Source organism: Mesorhizobium australicum WSM2073 (assembly GCF_000230995.2).
In the GTDB taxonomy this organism is placed as follows: domain Bacteria; phylum Pseudomonadota; class Alphaproteobacteria; order Rhizobiales; family Rhizobiaceae; genus Mesorhizobium; species Mesorhizobium australicum.
The window spans coordinates 4,009,319-4,025,312 of record NC_019973.1 but is presented as its reverse complement, the minus strand read 5'-3'; the positions used below and the strand labels follow the sequence as shown (position 1 = coordinate 4,025,312).

Below are 15,994 nucleotides of genomic sequence, written 5' to 3'. Positions count from 1 at the left end.
GCCCAAAACCCCGCCGGCACCTATTGCTCGCGGTCTCCTGACAAGAAGAGATCGCAGCCATGCCCGGCCAATCCACATTTGCCGAAGCCTTGCACAGTCCCGGACCGATCCAAGGGCTTGCCGAAAAACTGAGCCTTTACGGCCGCTTCGTCGGTGCGTGGACGTTTGACGCCGCGCGCCATCTCGAGGACGGCACGGTGCTGACCGGACGCGGCGAGGTGCACTTCGGCTGGGCGCTGGAAGGCCGCGCCATCCAGGACGTCTGGATCCTGCCCGCGCGTGACGCCGGCCCCTCGCCATCGCTTGGCAAATGGACCTTTTACGGCACGACGCTGCGGGTCTATGACCCTGGAGTCGATGCCTGGCACATCTTCTGGAGCGACCCGCGCAACCAGTATTTCAGCCGCCAGCTCGGCCGCGCCGAAGGCGACACGATCGTGCAGGTCGGCGCCGACGGCACTGGTTCCTCGGTACGCTGGAGCTTTTCGCGCATCACCGAGAATTCCTTCCGATGGCTCGGCGAGCGCTCGCATGACGGCGCCGACTGGCACCTCGAAGTCGAGTTCCTGGCGCGTCGTCAATCTGAAAGATGACACCACAACCCTTTGTGACAATGGAGAAAACCATGTTCGATCATATCTCGATCGGCGTTCGCGACGTCGCTGCCTCCAAACGTTTCTACGATGCCGCGCTGAGGCCGCTCGGCTTCACTTGCGTCAGCCAATCGCCGGGTTCGCTCGGCTATGGTGTCCAGGCTGTCGCGCCCCAGGCTGTCGCGCTGTGGGTCAACGAGGCGGCGCGCCCGGTGCCGGCGGACGAAAGATCCGGCCTGCATTTCTGCTTCGCCGCGCCGACACGGGATAGCGTCGGTGCCTTTCATGCCGGGGCGTTGCGCGAAGGCGGCAGCGACAATGGCGGACCGGGCCTGCGCGCCGACTATGGCGAGAACTATTACGCGGCCTTCGTCGTCGATCCGGACGGCTATCGCCTGGAGGCCTATTGCGGCGCTGCCGCCTAACCTGCGGTTCTGACTGTTCCCACCGACCGGGCTTTGCTCTACCAATGTGGGTACGGGCTTGGCCCGGCGGGAGGGTCAGCGATGCCGAGTTTCGACAGCCTGTTCAATGCCTTCGTCACCATTCTCGTGACCATCGATCCGCCTGGGCTGGCGCCTCTGTTCCTCGCCGTGACGCGCGGCATGAACCGCGAGGAGCGCAGCCAGGTTTCCGTGCGCGCCTCGGTCATCGGTTTTCTGGTGATGGCGCTGTTTGCGGTGGCCGGCGCATCGATCCTGTCGGTGTTCGGCATCACCTTGCCGGCGTTCCGTGTCGCCGGCGGATTCCTGCTGTTCTTCATCGCCTTCGAAATGGTGTTCGAGCGCCGACAGGACCGCAAGGAAAAGATCGGCGACGTCGCCATCACCAAGGACATGATCCACAACATCGCCGCCTTCCCCCTGGCGATCCCGCTGATCGCCGGCCCCGGCGCGATTTCAGCGACGGTGCTGCTCTCCGGCTCGTTTCAGGGTTTTGCGGCGCAGGCGGCCCTGGTCGGCATCATCCTTGTCTGCCTCGTCATAACCTATCTGGTGTTCGTGCTGTCGGAACGCATCGACCGCATCCTCGGCCAGACCGGCCGCTCGATCCTGACCCGCCTGCTCGGGGTTATCCTGGCGGCACTGGCCGTGCAGTTCGTGGCAGATGGCATCAAGGCGCTGATGGCCTCGTAGGCCGCTTATTTTGCGGTCGTATCGATGACTTCAAAGTCGTGGGTAATCGTCGCGGTCTTGGCCATCATGGCGGAGGCCGAGCAGTATTTTTCGATTGAAAGGTCGATTGCCCGCTTGACCTTGTCGCTGGACAGCGCCCGGCCCTTGACGATGAAATGCATATGGATGCGGGTAAACACTTTGGGATCGGTTTCGGAGCGGTCGGAATCGAGCTCGACCACGCAATCCTCGACGGCCTCGCGCCCCTTTTCGAGGATATGGACGACATCATAGGCCGAGCAGCCGCCGGTGCCGATCAGCACCAGCTCCATCGGGCTCGGTCCCGGCGTCTTGCCTTCCGGGCCTGACGCCGTGCCCAGCACGACCTTGTGGCCGCTGCCGGACTCGCCGACGAAGGTGCGCTCCTCGACCCATTTTACCCGTGCCTTCATCGCCAGTCCTCTTACGTCTCTGATCGCGCCAACGTCAGCTCAAACCACCATGCAAAACCCCGAAAGTCCATGCGGACCCTCGGGGCATATCAAGTAAAGGCATTCGCTATTTGGTGCGGCTTTCGATCAGAACGGAATTTCGTCGTCCAGTTCGCGCGACGAACCACCGCCACCGCCGCCCCTGGGAGCGTTGCCGCCACCGCGGTTGAACCCTTCGTTCGGGCTCGACTGGCCGAAATCGGAACCACGGCTGCTGCCGCCAACCTGACCGCCCTCACCCTGGCCACGCGCGTCGAGCATCTGCAACTCGCCACGGAATTTCTGCAGCACGACTTCGGTCGTGTATTTGTCGGCACCGGTCTGGTCCTGCCATTTGCGCGTCTGCAGCTGGCCCTCGACATAAACCTTCATGCCCTTCTTCAGATACTGCTCCGCCACCTTGGCGATGCCCTCATTGAAGATGACGACGTTATGCCACTCGGTCTTTTCCTTGCGCTCGCCGGAATTCTTGTCGCGCCAGCTTTCCGACGTCGCGATGCGGATGTTGACGACCGGCTCGCCCGAGTTCAGGCGGCGGATTTCAGGGTCAGCGCCGAGATTGCCGACCAGAATGACCTTGTTGACGCTACCCGCCATGATATTTCTCCGCGCTATCCGAAACAAATTTTTGTCGCAGCACCTTACAGGCTACGCACGTCAGCCGCTTGCCAAGGCTGGCTTTTCCCACAAGGTTTTTGTTCCCTTTTCGTTCCTATATGCACCGCCGCCAATTGTCAAGGAATGGCAGCAATGCCGGAACGCCGCATATGGGTCTCAAAACAGCGCTTGCCAAATCGATAAGTATCGACTTATGCTTTTGTCATGATCGAAGCAGAGATTTTCCGCGCCTTGGCCGACCCGACACGCCGCGCCGTCTTTGAGCGTCTCGCCACAAGCGAGATGAGCGTGTCGGAATTGCGCAGCGGCCTGACGGTGTCGCAACCGGCGGTGTCGCAGCATCTGGCGGTGCTGCGGGGCGCCGGCCTCGTGGTCGAGCGGCGGGCCGGCCGCAACGCCTATTATCGTGCGGATCCGCAGGGGCTTGCCCCGCTGCTCTCATGGATCGAACGCTACCGTACCTTCTGGCCGGAGCGCATCGAAAGGCTGAAGACGGTTTTGAAGGACATGGATCAATGAACAGCCAAAGCGAAGTCTCTCCCGATGCGATTGAGTTCGAATACGATCTTGCCGAGCCGCCGGAAAAGGTTTGGCGGGCGCTGACCGTGCCGGAACTGCTCGCCGCCTGGATGATGCCCAACGACATCAGGCCGCAGACCGGCAGCCGCTTTGTCTTCGCCGGTCAAGACGCGGCGATCGAATGCGAGATTCTCGATGCCGAGCCCGAACGCCTGCTGCGCTATTCCTGGCGCGAGCGGTCGGACGATGCCGCGCACCCACTCGACAGCACCGTCACCTTCACACTCGCCCGAACCGTTTCCGGCGGCACGCATCTGCGCATCGTCCATGACGGCTTTGCTCGCAAGGCGATGCCGGCCGTGGCCATGGCGGGGGCAGGCTGCCGGCTTTCGCTGCACGGGACCGGCACGCCTATAGCCGCGAACACCCCACGCCTTCTGCTGCTGCACGCGGCTTGAACACGGAAAATTGGAGACAGAAAAATGGGCGGTGTTGCCAGTCTTGTGCCGATGGTAATCGAGCAATCGAGCCGCGGCGAACGCGCATTCGACATTTTTTCGCGGCTGCTGCGCGAGCGCATCGTCTTCGTCAACGGGGAGATTAACGATGACGTCTCGGCGCTGGTCTGCGCGCAGCTTTTGTCGCTGGAGTCGGACAATCCCGAGAAGGAGATCTCGCTCTACATCAACTCGCCCGGCGGCATGGTGACCAGCGGCTTCGCCATCTACGACACGATGCAGTATATCAGCTGCCCGGTGTCGACCGTATGCATGGGCTTTGCCGCGTCGATGGGATCGTTCCTGCTGATGGCGGGCACCGCCGGGCGCCGCATCGCACTACCCAACGCCACCATCCTGCTACATCAGCCGCTGGGCGGCTTCCAGGGCCAGGCTTCCGACATCCAGCGGCACGCCGAACGCATCGGCCAGACCAAACGCCACATGACCGAACTCTACGCCCAGCATTGCGGCCGCAGCTATGAAGACGTCGAGCGCACGCTCGACCGCGACCATTTCATGACCGCCCGCGAGGCCCAGGCCTGGGGCATCGTCGACCATGTGTTCGACACCCGCAAAAAGGCTGCGTAGGACCAGAGCGAGGTCAAATCCTGCTGCTTGTCGAAGATTTGACGATCCCGCTCTGGCTCCGGTGGCGGCAGGCCCCTATAACAAGGGGATGACCGACACTCATCGATCAGGAACATCGCACCGTGTCACGGCCGCCATGGTGCTTGCCATCGTCGGCCTTGTGTCCAGGTCAGCACTTGCCGACGAGGCCTCGTCGTCGGTTCGGAAAGGCGCCCTGCCCGGCGTAACCGGCGGCTATCGCATCGCCAAGCCGGCCCCGGTGCCCGAACCCGACGACGCGTTCCCCAGCAGCGGCAACGGGCAGTTCAAGATCGGCAATACCAATGTCAGGATTTCCGGCAGCATCACCGTCGATGTCGGAGTTGGCGGGATCAAGCCACCCAGATAGGCAAAGATCGGGCCTTCCAACTGGAGCCCGCCCAAAAGAACAGCCCCGCCGTGCCTTGGGCAAACGGACGGGGCTTTCTGGATCTCAAATCCATTTTTGCCGGGAGTGTACTGCCGGCGTTTGATTTCGGATGCTTCGCGGCATTCAGCCGACGATCCGACTAGCAGTCTCTGATTTTCAGGGATACGGCAGGTCACGGTTTGTCGGGTGGCGCAAACGCCTGCCCTTGGCACTTATGCCTGCCGCGGCTCCAGTAACAACTGAAGCCCTGGGGGACTATCCGGTGGCGTCATGCTCCGCTCCTCTTGTCCGTTGCGACATTGTCGTCGTGAAGCGCAAATCGCAAATGCCTGCGGCGTCTCGCAGGCCGCCTTGGGGCGGCGAGGCCATCGATAGACGGCCGGCTTCGCTGACTTCGCAAGACTGCTCCCGTGAGTTGGCCGCGTCAACCATCAATAGCCGGTTACGGAAAAATGTGATCGCCGGGAGCTTACGTTCGGGTCAGCTTCCGCACAGCTTTGTCAGGAGCGTGTTCGGCCTTTGTTCTTTCCGCTTGCCCCCTCGCGCGAAAGGCGGTTAAACGACTTCTGTCGAGAATTGTGGCGTCTCTCGACGTGGCGGCAAAAATAACTACATAGGGAATGGCCGGGGAAACCCGCCTATCCCACAAATTCCAGATCTGAGGCGGCGACCTGACATGGCCGACCATAAATATCTTTCCATTCGCGGGGCGCGCGAACACAATCTGAAGAATGTCGATCTCGACCTGCCGCGTGACAGCCTGATCGTCATGACCGGCCTGTCGGGCTCCGGCAAATCGTCGCTTGCTTTCGACACCATCTATGCAGAAGGCCAGCGCCGCTATGTCGAGAGCCTCTCGGCCTATGCCCGGCAATTCCTCGAAATGATGCAGAAGCCGGACGTCGACCAGATCGACGGCCTGTCGCCGGCCATCTCGATCGAGCAGAAGACCACGTCGAAGAACCCGCGTTCGACGGTCGGTACCGTCACCGAGATCTACGACTATATGCGCCTTCTGTTTGCCCGCGTCGGCGTGCCCTATTCGCCGGCCACCGGCCTGCCGATCGAGAGCCAGACGGTCAGCCAGATGGTCGACCGGGTGCTGGCCGTCGAGGAAGGCACGCGCCTGTTCCTGCTGGCGCCCATCGTGCGCGGCCGCAAGGGCGAATATCGCAAGGAACTGCTGGAGTTGCAGAAGAAGGGCTTTCAGCGCGTCAAGGTCGACGGCGTCTTCTATGAAATCGCCGATGTGCCGGCGCTGGACAAGAAATACAAGCACGACATCGACGTCGTCGTCGACCGCATCGTCGTTCGCGGCGACCTTGCCACAAGGCTTGCCGACTCCATCGAGACGGCGCTGAAGCTGGCCGAGGGGCTGGCAGTGGCCGAGTTCGCCGACAGGCCGCTCGATGCCAGCCAGACTGGCGAGGATTCGGTCAACAAGTCGAAGAACGAGACGCATGAGCGCATCCTGTTCTCGGAAAAGTTCGCCTGCCCGGTTTCCGGCTTCACCATTCCGGAAATCGAGCCCAGGCTGTTCTCCTTCAACAACCCGTTTGGCGCCTGCCCGACCTGCGACGGTCTCGGCAGCCAGCGCGCCATCGACCCCAACCTCGTGGTGCCGGACGAGAACGTGTCGCTGCGCGACGGCGCCGTCAGCCCATGGGCGAAATCGACCTCGCCCTATTACTCGCAGACGCTCGAGGCATTGGGCAAGGCGTACGACTTCAAGCTCGGCGACAAGTTCAAGGATCTTTCAGCGCAAGCCCAGGAAGCGATCCTGCGCGGCACCGGCGAGCGCGAGATCACCTTCCAGTATGATGACGGCCTGCGCTCCTACAAGACGACCAAGACCTTCGAAGGCGTCATCCCCAATCTCGAGCGCCGCTGGAAGGAGACCGAATCCGCCTGGATGCGCGAGGAGATCGAGCGTTTCATGTCGGCAACGCCCTGCCCGGTCTGCAAGGGCTACCGGCTGAAGCCGGAGGCGCTGGCGGTGAAGATCGCCGGCAAGCACATTGGCGAAGTGACGGAACAGTCGATCCGCAACGCCGACAAATGGTTCACCGACCTGCCGGCGCAGCTCAACGACAAGCAGAACGAGATCGCTGTCCGCGTCCTGAAGGAAATCCGCGAGCGTCTGCGCTTCCTCAACGATGTCGGGCTCGACTATCTCACCTTGTCGCGCAATTCCGGCACGCTGTCGGGTGGCGAAAGCCAGCGCATCCGGCTGGCCTCGCAGATCGGCTCAGGCCTGACCGGCGTGCTCTACGTGCTGGACGAGCCGTCGATCGGCCTGCACCAGCGCGACAATACCCGCCTGCTCGACACGCTCAAGCACCTGCGCGACATCGGCAACACCGTGATCGTCGTCGAGCATGACGAGGACGCCATCCTGCATGCCGACTATGTCGTCGATATGGGTCCGGCCGCCGGCATCCATGGCGGCGAGATCATCGCCCAGGGCACGCCGCAGCAGGTGATGGCCAATCCCAATTCGATCACCGGCAAATATCTGTCGGGCGCGCTCGAAGTGGCAACGCCCGGCTTGCGCCGCGAGGCGAAGAAAAACCGGCGGCTGAAGATCGTCGGCGCGCGCGGCAACAATCTGAAGAACGTCACCGCCGAAATCCCGCTCGGCACTTTCACCGCCGTCACCGGCGTGTCGGGCGGCGGCAAGTCGACCTTCCTGATCGAGACGCTGTTCAAGGCGGCCTCGCGCCGCATCATGGGCTCACGCGAGCATCCGGCCGAGCATGACCGCATCGAGGGATTGGAGTTCCTCGACAAGGTCATCGACATCGACCAGTCGCCGATCGGCCGCACGCCGCGTTCGAACCCCGCCACCTATACCGGCGCCTTCACGCCGATCCGCGACTGGTTCGCCGGGCTACCGGAAGCGAAGGCGCGCGGCTATCAGCCCGGCCGTTTCTCCTTCAACGTCAAGGGCGGCCGCTGCGAGGCCTGCCAAGGCGACGGCGTCATCAAGATCGAGATGCACTTTTTGCCCGACGTCTACGTCACCTGCGACGTCTGTCACGGCAAGCGCTACAACAGGGAGACGCTCGACGTGCTGTTCAAGGGCAAGTCGATCGCCGACGTGCTCGACATGACCGTCGAGGAAGGCGTCGATTTCTTCGCCGCCGTACCCGGCGTACGCGACAAGCTGGAGACGCTGAAGCAGGTCGGCCTTGGTTACATCCATATCGGCCAGCAGGCGACGACGCTGTCCGGCGGTGAAGCGCAGCGCATCAAGCTCGCCAAGGAACTGTCGCGCAAGGCGACCGGCAAGACGCTCTACATCCTCGACGAACCGACCACAGGCCTGCACTTCCACGACGTCGCCAAGCTGCTGGAAGTGCTGCACGAACTGGTCGACCAGGGCAATACCGTCGTCGTCATCGAGCACAATCTCGAAGTGATAAAAACCGCAGACTGGGTGCTCGACCTCGGCCCCGAGGGCGGTGATGGCGGCGGCGAACTGGTCGCCTCGGGCACGCCGGAAGCGATCGTGCGCGAAAAGCGCAGCTACACCGGCCAGTTCCTGAAGGAGTTGCTGGAGCGTCGCCCCGGAGGCAAACGCGAAGCGGCGGAGTGATGGGTAAGGATGATCTCATCACGGTCCAGAGCAGCTTTGGCATGAGGCTTGCCGGCCCTGAAGATCTCGCCGCGATCGTCGCGCTGACGCAAGCCGCCTACGCTCCCTACTCCGCCATACTCGATGCACCGCCGATCCCGGTTACCGAGGACTACGCGCCGCGTATTGCCCAGGGCCAGATCTGGCTGCTGGAGAGCGGTGATGAACTTGCCGGAGTGATCACGCTGGAGCGGCATGAAGATCACGCGATGATCTTCTCCGTCGCGGTGTCGCCTGCCTTCCAGGGCAAGGGGTTCGGTATTGCATTGCTGAAGCACGCTGACGAGCAGGCGCGGCAGTGGGGCCTGCCGGAGATACGGCTCTACACCAATGCGAAAATGGAACGAAACATCGCGCTCTATCTCGCTTACGGCTATCGCGAAACGGGTCGCCGGCCCAATCCCTACCGGCCAGGGTGGATGCTCGTCGACATGGCCAAACCCGTCGACAACAGGTCCACCACGGCCTGATCGCCATTAGAAATCTGGGAGGACGACAATGAGCAAATCGGGAACAATCCGCGCCGGCATGGGCGGCTGGACCTTCGAACCCTGGGACACGTCCTTCTACCCCGAGAAACTGTCGAAGGCCAAGCAACTGCAATACGCTACCCGGCAGGTGCCGAGCATCGAGGTCAACGGCACTTATTATTCGAGCTTCAAGGAGCCGACCTTCGTCAAATGGGCCAACGAAGCACCTGACAATTTCGTCTATTCGCTGAAAAGCAACCGCTTCGTCACCAACCGGCGCGTGCTGGGCGAGGCCGGTGAATCGATGATGCGTTTCCTGGGTTCCGGCGTTGCCGCGCTCGGCGACAAGCTGGGACCGATCCTGTGGCAGTTCGCGCCGACCAAGAAGTTCGATCCGGACGATTTCGAGGCCTTTCTGAAGCTGCTGCCGGAAAAGCAGGATGGTGTCGCGCTGCGCCACGCGCTGGAAGTGCGCAACGACAGTTTCATCGTGCCGGAATTCCCAGCGCTCGCGCGCAAATACAAGGCGGCGATCGTCTATGCCGACCATGCCAAATATCCTGATATCGCCGACATCACTGGCGATTTCATCTATGCGCGGCTGCAGACCGGCAGCGACGACAATCCCGATTGCTATACGCCAACGGGCCTCGACGAATGGGCGGCGCGGGCCAAGATCTGGGCGCAGGGCAAGCAGCCGGCCGATCTGCGGCGCGCCGACCCCGCCACCGATGCCCCGGTCCAGCCCCGCGACGTGTTCGTCTACTTCATCACCGAGGGCAAGGTGCGGGCGCCGTTCGGGGCGATGGCATTGATGAAGCGCGTAGCCGACTGAAAAGGCATCAGTCGGTTTCCAGCTGCACACAATAAGCACATAGCCTATGCGTATTGAGCGTAGCAAAGCGCCTGTTCCTGGGCATCTTCGCCACGATCGTAACCTTATCGACACTTCCTTGCCGCATGAATGCGCCGACGCCAAGCCGCAGAGCTGGGACCGCCGCCGGCAGGGAAAGAGGGCATGTCGCTCGACTACACTTCACTTCTGCTGGCCGTCGGTTTCTCGGCAGCTTGCCTCAGCCTGACATTGTTCGGCATGTGGCTGACCGCCCGCTCGGAAAAATTCCTGCTGACATGGGCGATCAGCCTGGTGTTCGTGGTCGGCGATATTTTTATCTATGACGCCTATATCGAGATGCCGGGACGCCTGCTCGGCATCGCCACCTCGGCGTTTCTGCTGATCGGCTTTTCGACCATGCTGGGTGCGGCCTATCAGTTCCGAACCGGCGGCTCGCCACTGCCGCGGGCCCTGTGGGGTTGCTATTCCCTGGCGATAGCGTTGCCCCCCATGGCTCTGGGTTATGATGGCCTCGGCTTCATGGCGGAGAACATGTTTGCCGCCGTGCTCCTGTTCGCCACGGCGTTCGAATACTGGAAGGGCCGTGATGAGGCACCCGCGCTGACGATCGGCATCACCGCGCTCTATTCGGCCACGGCCACCTCGTTCGGGCTCTGCGCCATGGTTCTCGCCTGGGAAGGAAAACTGGTGCTTGGACATGCACCAAGCAACTGGGCCGAGGAGCTCAGTCTCATCGTGGTTATCGCCAGCATGACAGGTATTGGCGCGCTGTCGCTTGCCCTCAATCAGGGGCGTCTGGCGAGGCATCACCATCGCAACGCCCAGACGGATTCCCTGACCGGCCTGCTCAACCGGCGCGCGCTGTTCGACATGCATGGCCATGTCCCGGTCGGCGCCTTTACCGCGGTGGTCGTCTTCGACCTCGACAACTTCAAAACCATCAACGACGAATTCGGCCATGCGGCGGGCGATGAAGTGCTGAGGGTGTTCGCCAACGAGTTGGCAGCCAACCTTCGACCGGCCGACGTCGCCGCGCGCATGGGCGGCGAGGAATTCGCGCTGGTACTGAAGCGCACGCTGCCGGAGGCGGTCGAGGAAGCAGCCGAGCGTATCCGGGCGGCTTTCGCGGCGCGACTGATAGAAACCGAAACCGGTTCCCTCACCTGTACGGTCAGCGCCGGATTTGCGTTTGGCAGCAAAGAGGGGATCAGCCTGGACAAGGTACTCAGCGCCGCCGACAAGGCGCTCTATGATGCCAAGCGCGGAGGTCGCAACCGCGTCACCGCTTCGCCATTCCGACGCGCGAGCTAAACGCGCGTATCATGCCAAGCCCGCCGGGCGACTGCATTAGGCCGCCATGACAATTTCATTGAAGGTATCGAGGTCGACATAGAAGACCTTGGTGATCTCCTCGATCAGGTCGTCGTAGTCACAGCCCTGTGACCTCAGAATGTTGATGGCGGCGATGATGTCGACGCGTTCGGTAAGCCGCCGCTTCTGGTAGTCCTCGACGTAACGTTCCATGGCTGTCCCTTAGCCTGTGTGCCCAAACGCGTTTGAACGACAATCAGATCGGGAAGCTAGGAAGCCTTGCTTGCGTGGAACTTGCAGGGCCTTTGCCGCGCCGCGATCTGCGATGACCAGACTGATACGGAAACGGCCGACTCACAAAGCCACGAAAAGACTAGCATGCGATATTGCATGTGCCAGAGACGCAGATGATGGATGTAGGAAATATTGGTCTTGCCAATAACTTCAAATCTTCAATGAAGTCTGGCGCCGATTCTAGACCGTGAGGAATTTGCGGACATCAGCCCGGTCTAAATCTTCCGCTGGGCCGGTGTGGACGATCTGGCCGCGATCCATGATGTTGACCTCGTCGGCGAGTTCGCGGCAGAAATCGAGATACTGTTCGACCAGCAGCACCGCAATGCCGGCCTGGTCGCGCAGATAGCGTATGGCGCGGCCGATATCCTTGATGACAGAGGGCTGGATGCCTTCGGTCGGCTCGTCGAGCACCAGCAGCTTCGGCCGCATCACGAGTGCCCTGCCGATGGCGAGCTGCTGTTGCTGGCCGCCGGAAAGATCGCCGCCACGGCGGCCAAGCATCTGCTTCAGCACCGGAAACAGCTCGAAGACGTGCGCAGGCACGTTGCGGTCGGCGCGCTTCAAGGGCGCGAAGCCGGACTCGAGATTTTCCCGCACGCTGAGCAGCGGAAAGATCTCCCTGCCCTGCGGCACGAATGCGATGCCCGACCGGGCGCGGTCATACGCCGCGCTCCGGTCGAGCGCCTTCCCCTCGAAGGCAACGCTTCCGCTCGTCAGCCGGTTATGGCCGACGATCGATCTCATCAAACTGGTCTTGCCGACGCCGTTGCGGCCGAGCACGCAGGTGATTTTGCCCGCACCCGCCTTCAGCGACACCCCGCGCAACGCCTGGGCGGCGCCGTAGTGCAGCGTGGCATTGGAAACCTCGAGCATGTCAGCGCCTTCTCCAGAACCTCAGCAAAGACAGATCGAAGCGATGGAATTGAACCCGCCAATGCATGCTCATCTCCCCAGATAGACTTCGACGACGCGCTCGTCGGCCGAAACGAAATCGAGCGTCCCTTCCGAGAGCACCGAGCCTTCATGCAGGCAGGTAACCTTGACGCCGAGTTCGCGGACGAAATGCATGTCGTGTTCGACGACAATGACCGAGTGGTCACGGGCGATATCCCTGAGCAGCCGCGCGGTTTCCTCGGTCTCGGCATCGGTCATGCCGGCCACCGGCTCGTCGACCAGAAGCAGCTTCGGGTCCTGCGCCAGCAGCATGCCGATCTCGAGCCATTGTTTCTGGCCGTGGCTAAGATTGGCGGCGAGTTCGCGGCGCTTGTCGCCCAACCGGATGATGCCAAGGATGTCATCGATCTGCCGCGCCTCGGCGGGCGATTGGCGATGGAACAGCGCCGGGAAGATCGAACGCGGTCCCTTCAGCGCCAGCATCAGGTTTTCTTCGATCGTGTGGCTTTCGAAAACGGTCGGCTTCTGGAATTTGCGGCCGATGCCCATCATGGCGATCTCGGCTTCGTCATGCCTGGTCAGGTCCACCTGGCCGTCGAAGAACACTTCGCCTTCATCCGGCCTCGTCTTGCCGGTGACGATGTCCATCATCGTCGTCTTGCCGGCGCCGTTGGGGCCGATGATGGCGCGCATCTCGCCCTTGTCGAGCACCAGGGACAGATTGTTGATGGCGCGAAAGCCGTCGAAGGACACCGAGACGCCGTCGAGATAGAGGATAGTGTTGGATTTGCTCATGGTCGCCTACTCCGCCGCCTGCGGTTCGGGGTCGGACCAGGACCATTCGCCTGGGTTTCTCGCCGGCGAGCGAGCGGGCTTCGAGGTCGCGGACGCGATGCCAACCTCGGCGCCGGCTTCTTCAGCCTGGGACGCCACGCGCAGCGCCCTGGCATTGCCGCGCCAGCTGTCCCACATGCCGATGATGCCCTTGGGCAGGAGCAAGGTGACGGCGACGAACAGGCCGCCGAGCGCGAACAGCCAGAATTCCGGCAGCACGCCGGTGAACCAGGATTTGCCGGCATTGACCAGCAACGCGCCGATGATCGGCCCGACAATGGTGCCGCGGCCGCCGACCGCCGCCCAAATCACCACCTCGATCGAATTGGCCGGCTCGAATTCGCCTGGATTGATGATGCCGACCTGCGGCACGTAGAGCGCGCCGGCAATGCCTGCCATGACGGCCGAAACGGTAAAAGCGAACAGCTTTACGTTCTCGGCCCGCCAGCCGAGGAAACGCGTGCGGCTCTCGGCGTCGCGCACGGCCATCAGCAGCTTGCCGTATTTGGAGCCGACGATCGCCCAGGTGATGAAAACGGCGAGTGCCAGCATCACCGCGCTGGCCGCGAACAGTGCCGAACGGGTCGTATCGGCCTGCACGTTGAAGCCCAGAATATCCTTGAAATCGGTCAGGCCGTTATTGCCTCCGAAACCCATGTCGTTGCGGAAGAAGGCAAGCAGCAGCGCATAGGTCATCGCCTGGGTGATGATGGAGAGGTAGACACCGGTGACGCGGCTGCGGAAGGCGAACCAGCCGAAGATGAAGGCAAGCAGGCCGGGCACCGCCAGCACCATGATGGCGGCGAACCAGAAATGGTCGAAACCGGTCCAGAACCAGGGCAATTCCTTGTAGTTCAGGAACACCATGAAATCGGGCAGGATCGGGTTGCCGTAGACGCCGCGCGAGCCGATCTGGCGCATCAGATACATTCCCATCGCATAGCCGCCGAGCGCGAAGAAGGCGCCGTGGCCGAGCGAGAGGATACCGCAATAGCCCCAGACCAGATCGAGCGAGAGCGCCAGCAGTGCATAGCAGAGATATTTGCCGGTCAGCGCCACGATGTAGGACGGAATGTAGAAGGCGCTTGTCGGCGAGACGGCCAGGTTAAGCACCGGCACGATTATAGCCACCGCCAGCAGGATGAAGATGGTGATGGCGATGCGGCGATCCGCGCCGGCGGCAAAGAAGCGTCCCGATATCATGCTTCCACCGCCCTGCCCTTGAGCGCGAACAGGCCTCGCGGGCGCTTCTGGATGAACAGGATGATCAGCACCAGCACGACGATCTTGCCGAGCACCGCGCCGGCATAGGGCTCGAGAACCTTGTTGACGATGCCGAGCGAAAAGGCGCCGACCAATGTACCCCAGAGATTGCCGACACCGCCGAAGACGACCACCATGAAGCTGTCGATGATGTAGCCGCGACCAAGATTGGGCGAGACATTGTCGATCTGGCTGAGCGCGACGCCGGCGATACCGGCAATGCCGGATCCCAGCGCGAAGGTCAGCGCGTCGACCCAGGGCGTCCTGATGCCCATCGAGGCGGCCATGCGCCGGTTGGCGGTGACGGCGCGCATCTGCAGCCCCCAGGGCGTGCGCTTCATCACATAGAGCAACATGCCGAATACCGTGAGCGCGAACACCAGAATCCACAGACGGTTCCAGGTGATGGCCAGTTGCCCGACGTCGAAGGAGCCGGACATCCAGGACGGATTGCCGACCTCCTGGTTGGTCGGTCCGAAGATCGAGCGCACCGCCTGCTGCAGGATGAGCGAGACGCCCCAGGTTGCCAGCAGCGTCTCCAGCGGCCGGCCGTAGAGGAACCGGATCACGCCGCGCTCGATGATGAGACCGACGAATGCCGCGACCAGGAAGGCGAGCGGCAGCGCGATCACCAGCGACCAGTCGAACAGGCTGGGAAGGGACGTCCGGATCACCTGCTGGACGACGAAGGTCGTATAGGCGCCAAGCATCACCATCTCGCCATGCGCCATGTTGATGACGCCCATGACGCCGAAGGTGATGGCAAGCCCGATCGCTGCCAGCAGCAGCACGGAACCCAGCGAAATCCCGTACCAGATGTTCTGTCCGGCATCCCACAGGGCCAGCGTCGAATTGATGTTGGCGATCGCTGCCGTCGCCGCGTCCTTGACCGCGCCGGAGGCACTGGCCTCGACCGAAGTGAGCAGCGAAACCGCGTCCCGGTCGCCACGCGCGCCGATCAGGGCGACCGCGGCGAGTTTGTCGGCCTCAGGCCCGTCGGAAACAAGCACCGAGGCCGCACGGGCCTGTTCGAGCAGAGCCTTGACGCTGGCCACGGTCTCGCCGGCAATCGCCGTGTCGAGTGGCTCGATGTTGGCTGCGTCGGGCGTCTTGAACATGGTGCCGGCGGCGGCCAGCCGCACAGCCGGATCCTTGGCGCCAAGCGTCAACGTGCCGAGCGCATCGCGGATGACGCGGCGCAGTGTGTTGTTGACCTTGATCTTGGCGACGTCGTCCTTGGCCGCCTCGCCGGATGCTTCGCTGCTGAGCGGATCGAAAAGCTGGACGCTTTCGCCGGTTTCCTTGCCGACGAAGACCAGGGAATCGGCCTTGCGGATATAGAGATTGCCATCGGCGAGTGCCGAAAGCGGGTGTTCGACCAAAGGATCGCCGGTGGCGGCGAGGTCATGCACGACGGCTCCGGTCTCGGAAAAGCCCTTGGCGCTCGCGAACTTGGCGATGATGGCGCGCAGATCGGCTTCGCCTGCGCCCGACGACGACAGTGTCGCCAGCAGGAACAACAGCGTCAGGCCAATCGTGCGGATCAAGGTCATCGGCTTGAGTTAACCCTTGAAGGTTTGAAATGGGCGCGTCCGGACA

At 62.4% G+C, this 15,994-nt stretch carries 18 protein-coding genes; 11 read left to right on the top strand and 7 right to left on the bottom strand.

The genetic code is table 11. The features are described 5' to 3' along the window. Positions 1-59: 59 nt before the first annotated feature. From MESAU_RS19250 to MESAU_RS19240, 3 genes are all read left to right on the top strand, one after another. Positions 60-593, top strand: a complete 534-nt coding sequence (locus MESAU_RS19250; protein ID WP_015317714.1) for a hypothetical protein — start codon at positions 60-62, stop codon at positions 591-593. A gap of 32 nt (positions 594-625) precedes the next feature. Continuing rightward, positions 626-1,018 carry a VOC family protein gene (locus MESAU_RS19245; RefSeq protein WP_015317713.1) on the top strand — a complete coding sequence of 131 codons (393 nt, stop codon included), beginning with the start codon at positions 626-628 and terminating at the stop codon, positions 1,016-1,018. An 81-nt stretch (positions 1,019-1,099) separates the two neighbouring features. Next, positions 1,100-1,729 carry a MarC family protein gene (locus MESAU_RS19240; protein ID WP_015317712.1) on the top strand — a complete coding sequence of 210 codons (630 nt, stop codon included), beginning with the start codon at positions 1,100-1,102 and terminating at the stop codon, positions 1,727-1,729. Between the two features lie 5 nt (positions 1,730-1,734). Here the strand turns inward: MESAU_RS19240 and MESAU_RS19235 are convergent, their stop codons facing one another. Both MESAU_RS19235 and MESAU_RS19230 read right to left on the bottom strand, forming a co-directional pair. Further along, positions 1,735-2,160, bottom strand: a complete 426-nt coding sequence (locus MESAU_RS19235) for an OsmC family protein (protein ID WP_015317711.1) — start codon at positions 2,158-2,160, stop codon at positions 1,735-1,737. A gap of 126 nt (positions 2,161-2,286) precedes the next feature. Further along, positions 2,287-2,796, bottom strand: a complete 510-nt coding sequence (locus MESAU_RS19230; protein WP_015317710.1) for a single-stranded DNA-binding protein — start codon at positions 2,794-2,796, stop codon at positions 2,287-2,289. Positions 2,797-3,021: 225 nt separating this feature from the next. Here MESAU_RS19230 and MESAU_RS19225 point away from each other — a divergent pair, with 225 nt between their 5' ends. From MESAU_RS19225 to MESAU_RS19190, 8 genes are all read left to right on the top strand, one after another. Then, on the top strand, positions 3,022-3,336 hold the full coding sequence (locus tag MESAU_RS19225) for an ArsR/SmtB family transcription factor (RefSeq protein ID WP_015317709.1): 315 nt from the start codon (positions 3,022-3,024) through the stop codon (positions 3,334-3,336). After that, positions 3,333-3,794, top strand: coding sequence for an SRPBCC family protein (locus tag MESAU_RS19220; protein ID WP_015317708.1), 462 nt, complete (start codon positions 3,333-3,335; stop codon positions 3,792-3,794). Before MESAU_RS19225 ends, MESAU_RS19220 begins: the two co-directional genes overlap by 4 nt. A gap of 24 nt (positions 3,795-3,818) precedes the next feature. Continuing rightward, on the top strand, positions 3,819-4,424 hold the full coding sequence (locus MESAU_RS19215; protein WP_015317707.1) for an ATP-dependent Clp protease proteolytic subunit: 606 nt from the start codon (positions 3,819-3,821) through the stop codon (positions 4,422-4,424). Positions 4,425-4,512: 88 nt separating this feature from the next. Further along, positions 4,513-4,812 carry a hypothetical protein gene (locus tag MESAU_RS19210; protein ID WP_041163828.1) on the top strand — a complete coding sequence of 100 codons (300 nt, stop codon included), beginning with the start codon at positions 4,513-4,515 and terminating at the stop codon, positions 4,810-4,812. Positions 4,813-5,509: 697 nt separating this feature from the next. Further along, a complete protein-coding gene (gene uvrA / locus MESAU_RS19205) occupies positions 5,510-8,431 on the top strand; it encodes an excinuclease ABC subunit UvrA (RefSeq protein ID WP_015317705.1) in 2,922 nt (973 codons plus the stop codon). A gap of 41 nt (positions 8,432-8,472) precedes the next feature. Beyond that, a complete protein-coding gene (locus MESAU_RS19200; RefSeq protein WP_041163827.1) occupies positions 8,473-8,940 on the top strand; it encodes a GNAT family N-acetyltransferase in 468 nt (155 codons plus the stop codon). Positions 8,941-8,968: 28 nt separating this feature from the next. Next, a complete protein-coding gene (locus MESAU_RS19195) occupies positions 8,969-9,775 on the top strand; it encodes a DUF72 domain-containing protein (RefSeq protein ID WP_015317703.1) in 807 nt (268 codons plus the stop codon). A gap of 183 nt (positions 9,776-9,958) precedes the next feature. After that, positions 9,959-11,107 carry a GGDEF domain-containing protein gene (locus MESAU_RS19190; protein WP_015317702.1) on the top strand — a complete coding sequence of 383 codons (1,149 nt, stop codon included), beginning with the start codon at positions 9,959-9,961 and terminating at the stop codon, positions 11,105-11,107. Positions 11,108-11,143: 36 nt separating this feature from the next. Here the strand turns inward: MESAU_RS19190 and MESAU_RS30340 are convergent, their stop codons facing one another. From MESAU_RS30340 to urtB, 5 genes are all read right to left on the bottom strand, one after another. Further along, positions 11,144-11,320, bottom strand: coding sequence for a hypothetical protein (locus MESAU_RS30340; protein ID WP_013531844.1), 177 nt, complete (start codon positions 11,318-11,320; stop codon positions 11,144-11,146). Between the two features lie 261 nt (positions 11,321-11,581). Further along, positions 11,582-12,277 (bottom strand): urea ABC transporter ATP-binding subunit UrtE, encoded by a 696-nt coding sequence (gene urtE / locus MESAU_RS19185; protein WP_015317701.1) that lies wholly within the window; start codon positions 12,275-12,277, stop codon positions 11,582-11,584. A 69-nt stretch (positions 12,278-12,346) separates the two neighbouring features. Then, positions 12,347-13,093, bottom strand: a complete 747-nt coding sequence (gene urtD, locus MESAU_RS19180; RefSeq protein WP_015317700.1) for an urea ABC transporter ATP-binding protein UrtD — start codon at positions 13,091-13,093, stop codon at positions 12,347-12,349. Between the two features lie 6 nt (positions 13,094-13,099). After that, entirely contained in the window at positions 13,100-14,335 is a 1,236-nt protein-coding gene (urtC, locus tag MESAU_RS19175; protein WP_015317699.1) for an urea ABC transporter permease subunit UrtC, read from the bottom strand. Next, entirely contained in the window at positions 14,332-15,948 is a 1,617-nt protein-coding gene (gene urtB / locus MESAU_RS19170) for an urea ABC transporter permease subunit UrtB (protein ID WP_015317698.1), read from the bottom strand. The genes urtC and urtB overlap by 4 nt, the downstream gene beginning before the upstream one ends. Positions 15,949-15,994: the final 46 nt, after the last annotated feature.

What these genes read in the sequence shown, in the direction of transcription:
- uvrA (WP_015317705.1), top strand. Translation starts at nt 5,510, where the DNA reads ATGGCCGACCATAAATATCTTTCCATTCGCGGGGCGCGCGAACACAAT.
- urtC (WP_015317699.1), bottom strand. Translation starts at nt 14,335, where the DNA reads ATGATATCGGGACGCTTCTTTGCCGCCGGCGCGGATCGCCGCATCGCC.
- MESAU_RS19215 (WP_015317707.1), top strand. Translation starts at nt 3,819, where the DNA reads ATGGGCGGTGTTGCCAGTCTTGTGCCGATGGTAATCGAGCAATCGAGC.
- MESAU_RS19235 (WP_015317711.1), bottom strand. Translation starts at nt 2,160, where the DNA reads ATGAAGGCACGGGTAAAATGGGTCGAGGAGCGCACCTTCGTCGGCGAG.
- MESAU_RS19220 (WP_015317708.1), top strand. Translation starts at nt 3,333, where the DNA reads ATGAACAGCCAAAGCGAAGTCTCTCCCGATGCGATTGAGTTCGAATAC.
- MESAU_RS19195 (WP_015317703.1), top strand. Translation starts at nt 8,969, where the DNA reads ATGAGCAAATCGGGAACAATCCGCGCCGGCATGGGCGGCTGGACCTTC.
- MESAU_RS19190 (WP_015317702.1), top strand. Translation starts at nt 9,959, where the DNA reads ATGTCGCTCGACTACACTTCACTTCTGCTGGCCGTCGGTTTCTCGGCA.
- urtB (WP_015317698.1), bottom strand. Translation starts at nt 15,948, where the DNA reads ATGACCTTGATCCGCACGATTGGCCTGACGCTGTTGTTCCTGCTGGCG.
- MESAU_RS19210 (WP_041163828.1), top strand. Translation starts at nt 4,513, where the DNA reads ATGACCGACACTCATCGATCAGGAACATCGCACCGTGTCACGGCCGCC.
- MESAU_RS19200 (WP_041163827.1), top strand. Translation starts at nt 8,473, where the DNA reads ATGAGGCTTGCCGGCCCTGAAGATCTCGCCGCGATCGTCGCGCTGACG.
- urtE (WP_015317701.1), bottom strand. Translation starts at nt 12,277, where the DNA reads ATGCTCGAGGTTTCCAATGCCACGCTGCACTACGGCGCCGCCCAGGCG.
- MESAU_RS30340 (WP_013531844.1), bottom strand. Translation starts at nt 11,320, where the DNA reads ATGGAACGTTACGTCGAGGACTACCAGAAGCGGCGGCTTACCGAACGC.
- urtD (WP_015317700.1), bottom strand. Translation starts at nt 13,093, where the DNA reads ATGAGCAAATCCAACACTATCCTCTATCTCGACGGCGTCTCGGTGTCC.
- MESAU_RS19250 (WP_015317714.1), top strand. Translation starts at nt 60, where the DNA reads ATGCCCGGCCAATCCACATTTGCCGAAGCCTTGCACAGTCCCGGACCG.
- MESAU_RS19245 (WP_015317713.1), top strand. Translation starts at nt 626, where the DNA reads ATGTTCGATCATATCTCGATCGGCGTTCGCGACGTCGCTGCCTCCAAA.
- MESAU_RS19225 (WP_015317709.1), top strand. Translation starts at nt 3,022, where the DNA reads ATGATCGAAGCAGAGATTTTCCGCGCCTTGGCCGACCCGACACGCCGC.
- MESAU_RS19230 (WP_015317710.1), bottom strand. Translation starts at nt 2,796, where the DNA reads ATGGCGGGTAGCGTCAACAAGGTCATTCTGGTCGGCAATCTCGGCGCT.
- MESAU_RS19240 (WP_015317712.1), top strand. Translation starts at nt 1,100, where the DNA reads ATGCCGAGTTTCGACAGCCTGTTCAATGCCTTCGTCACCATTCTCGTG.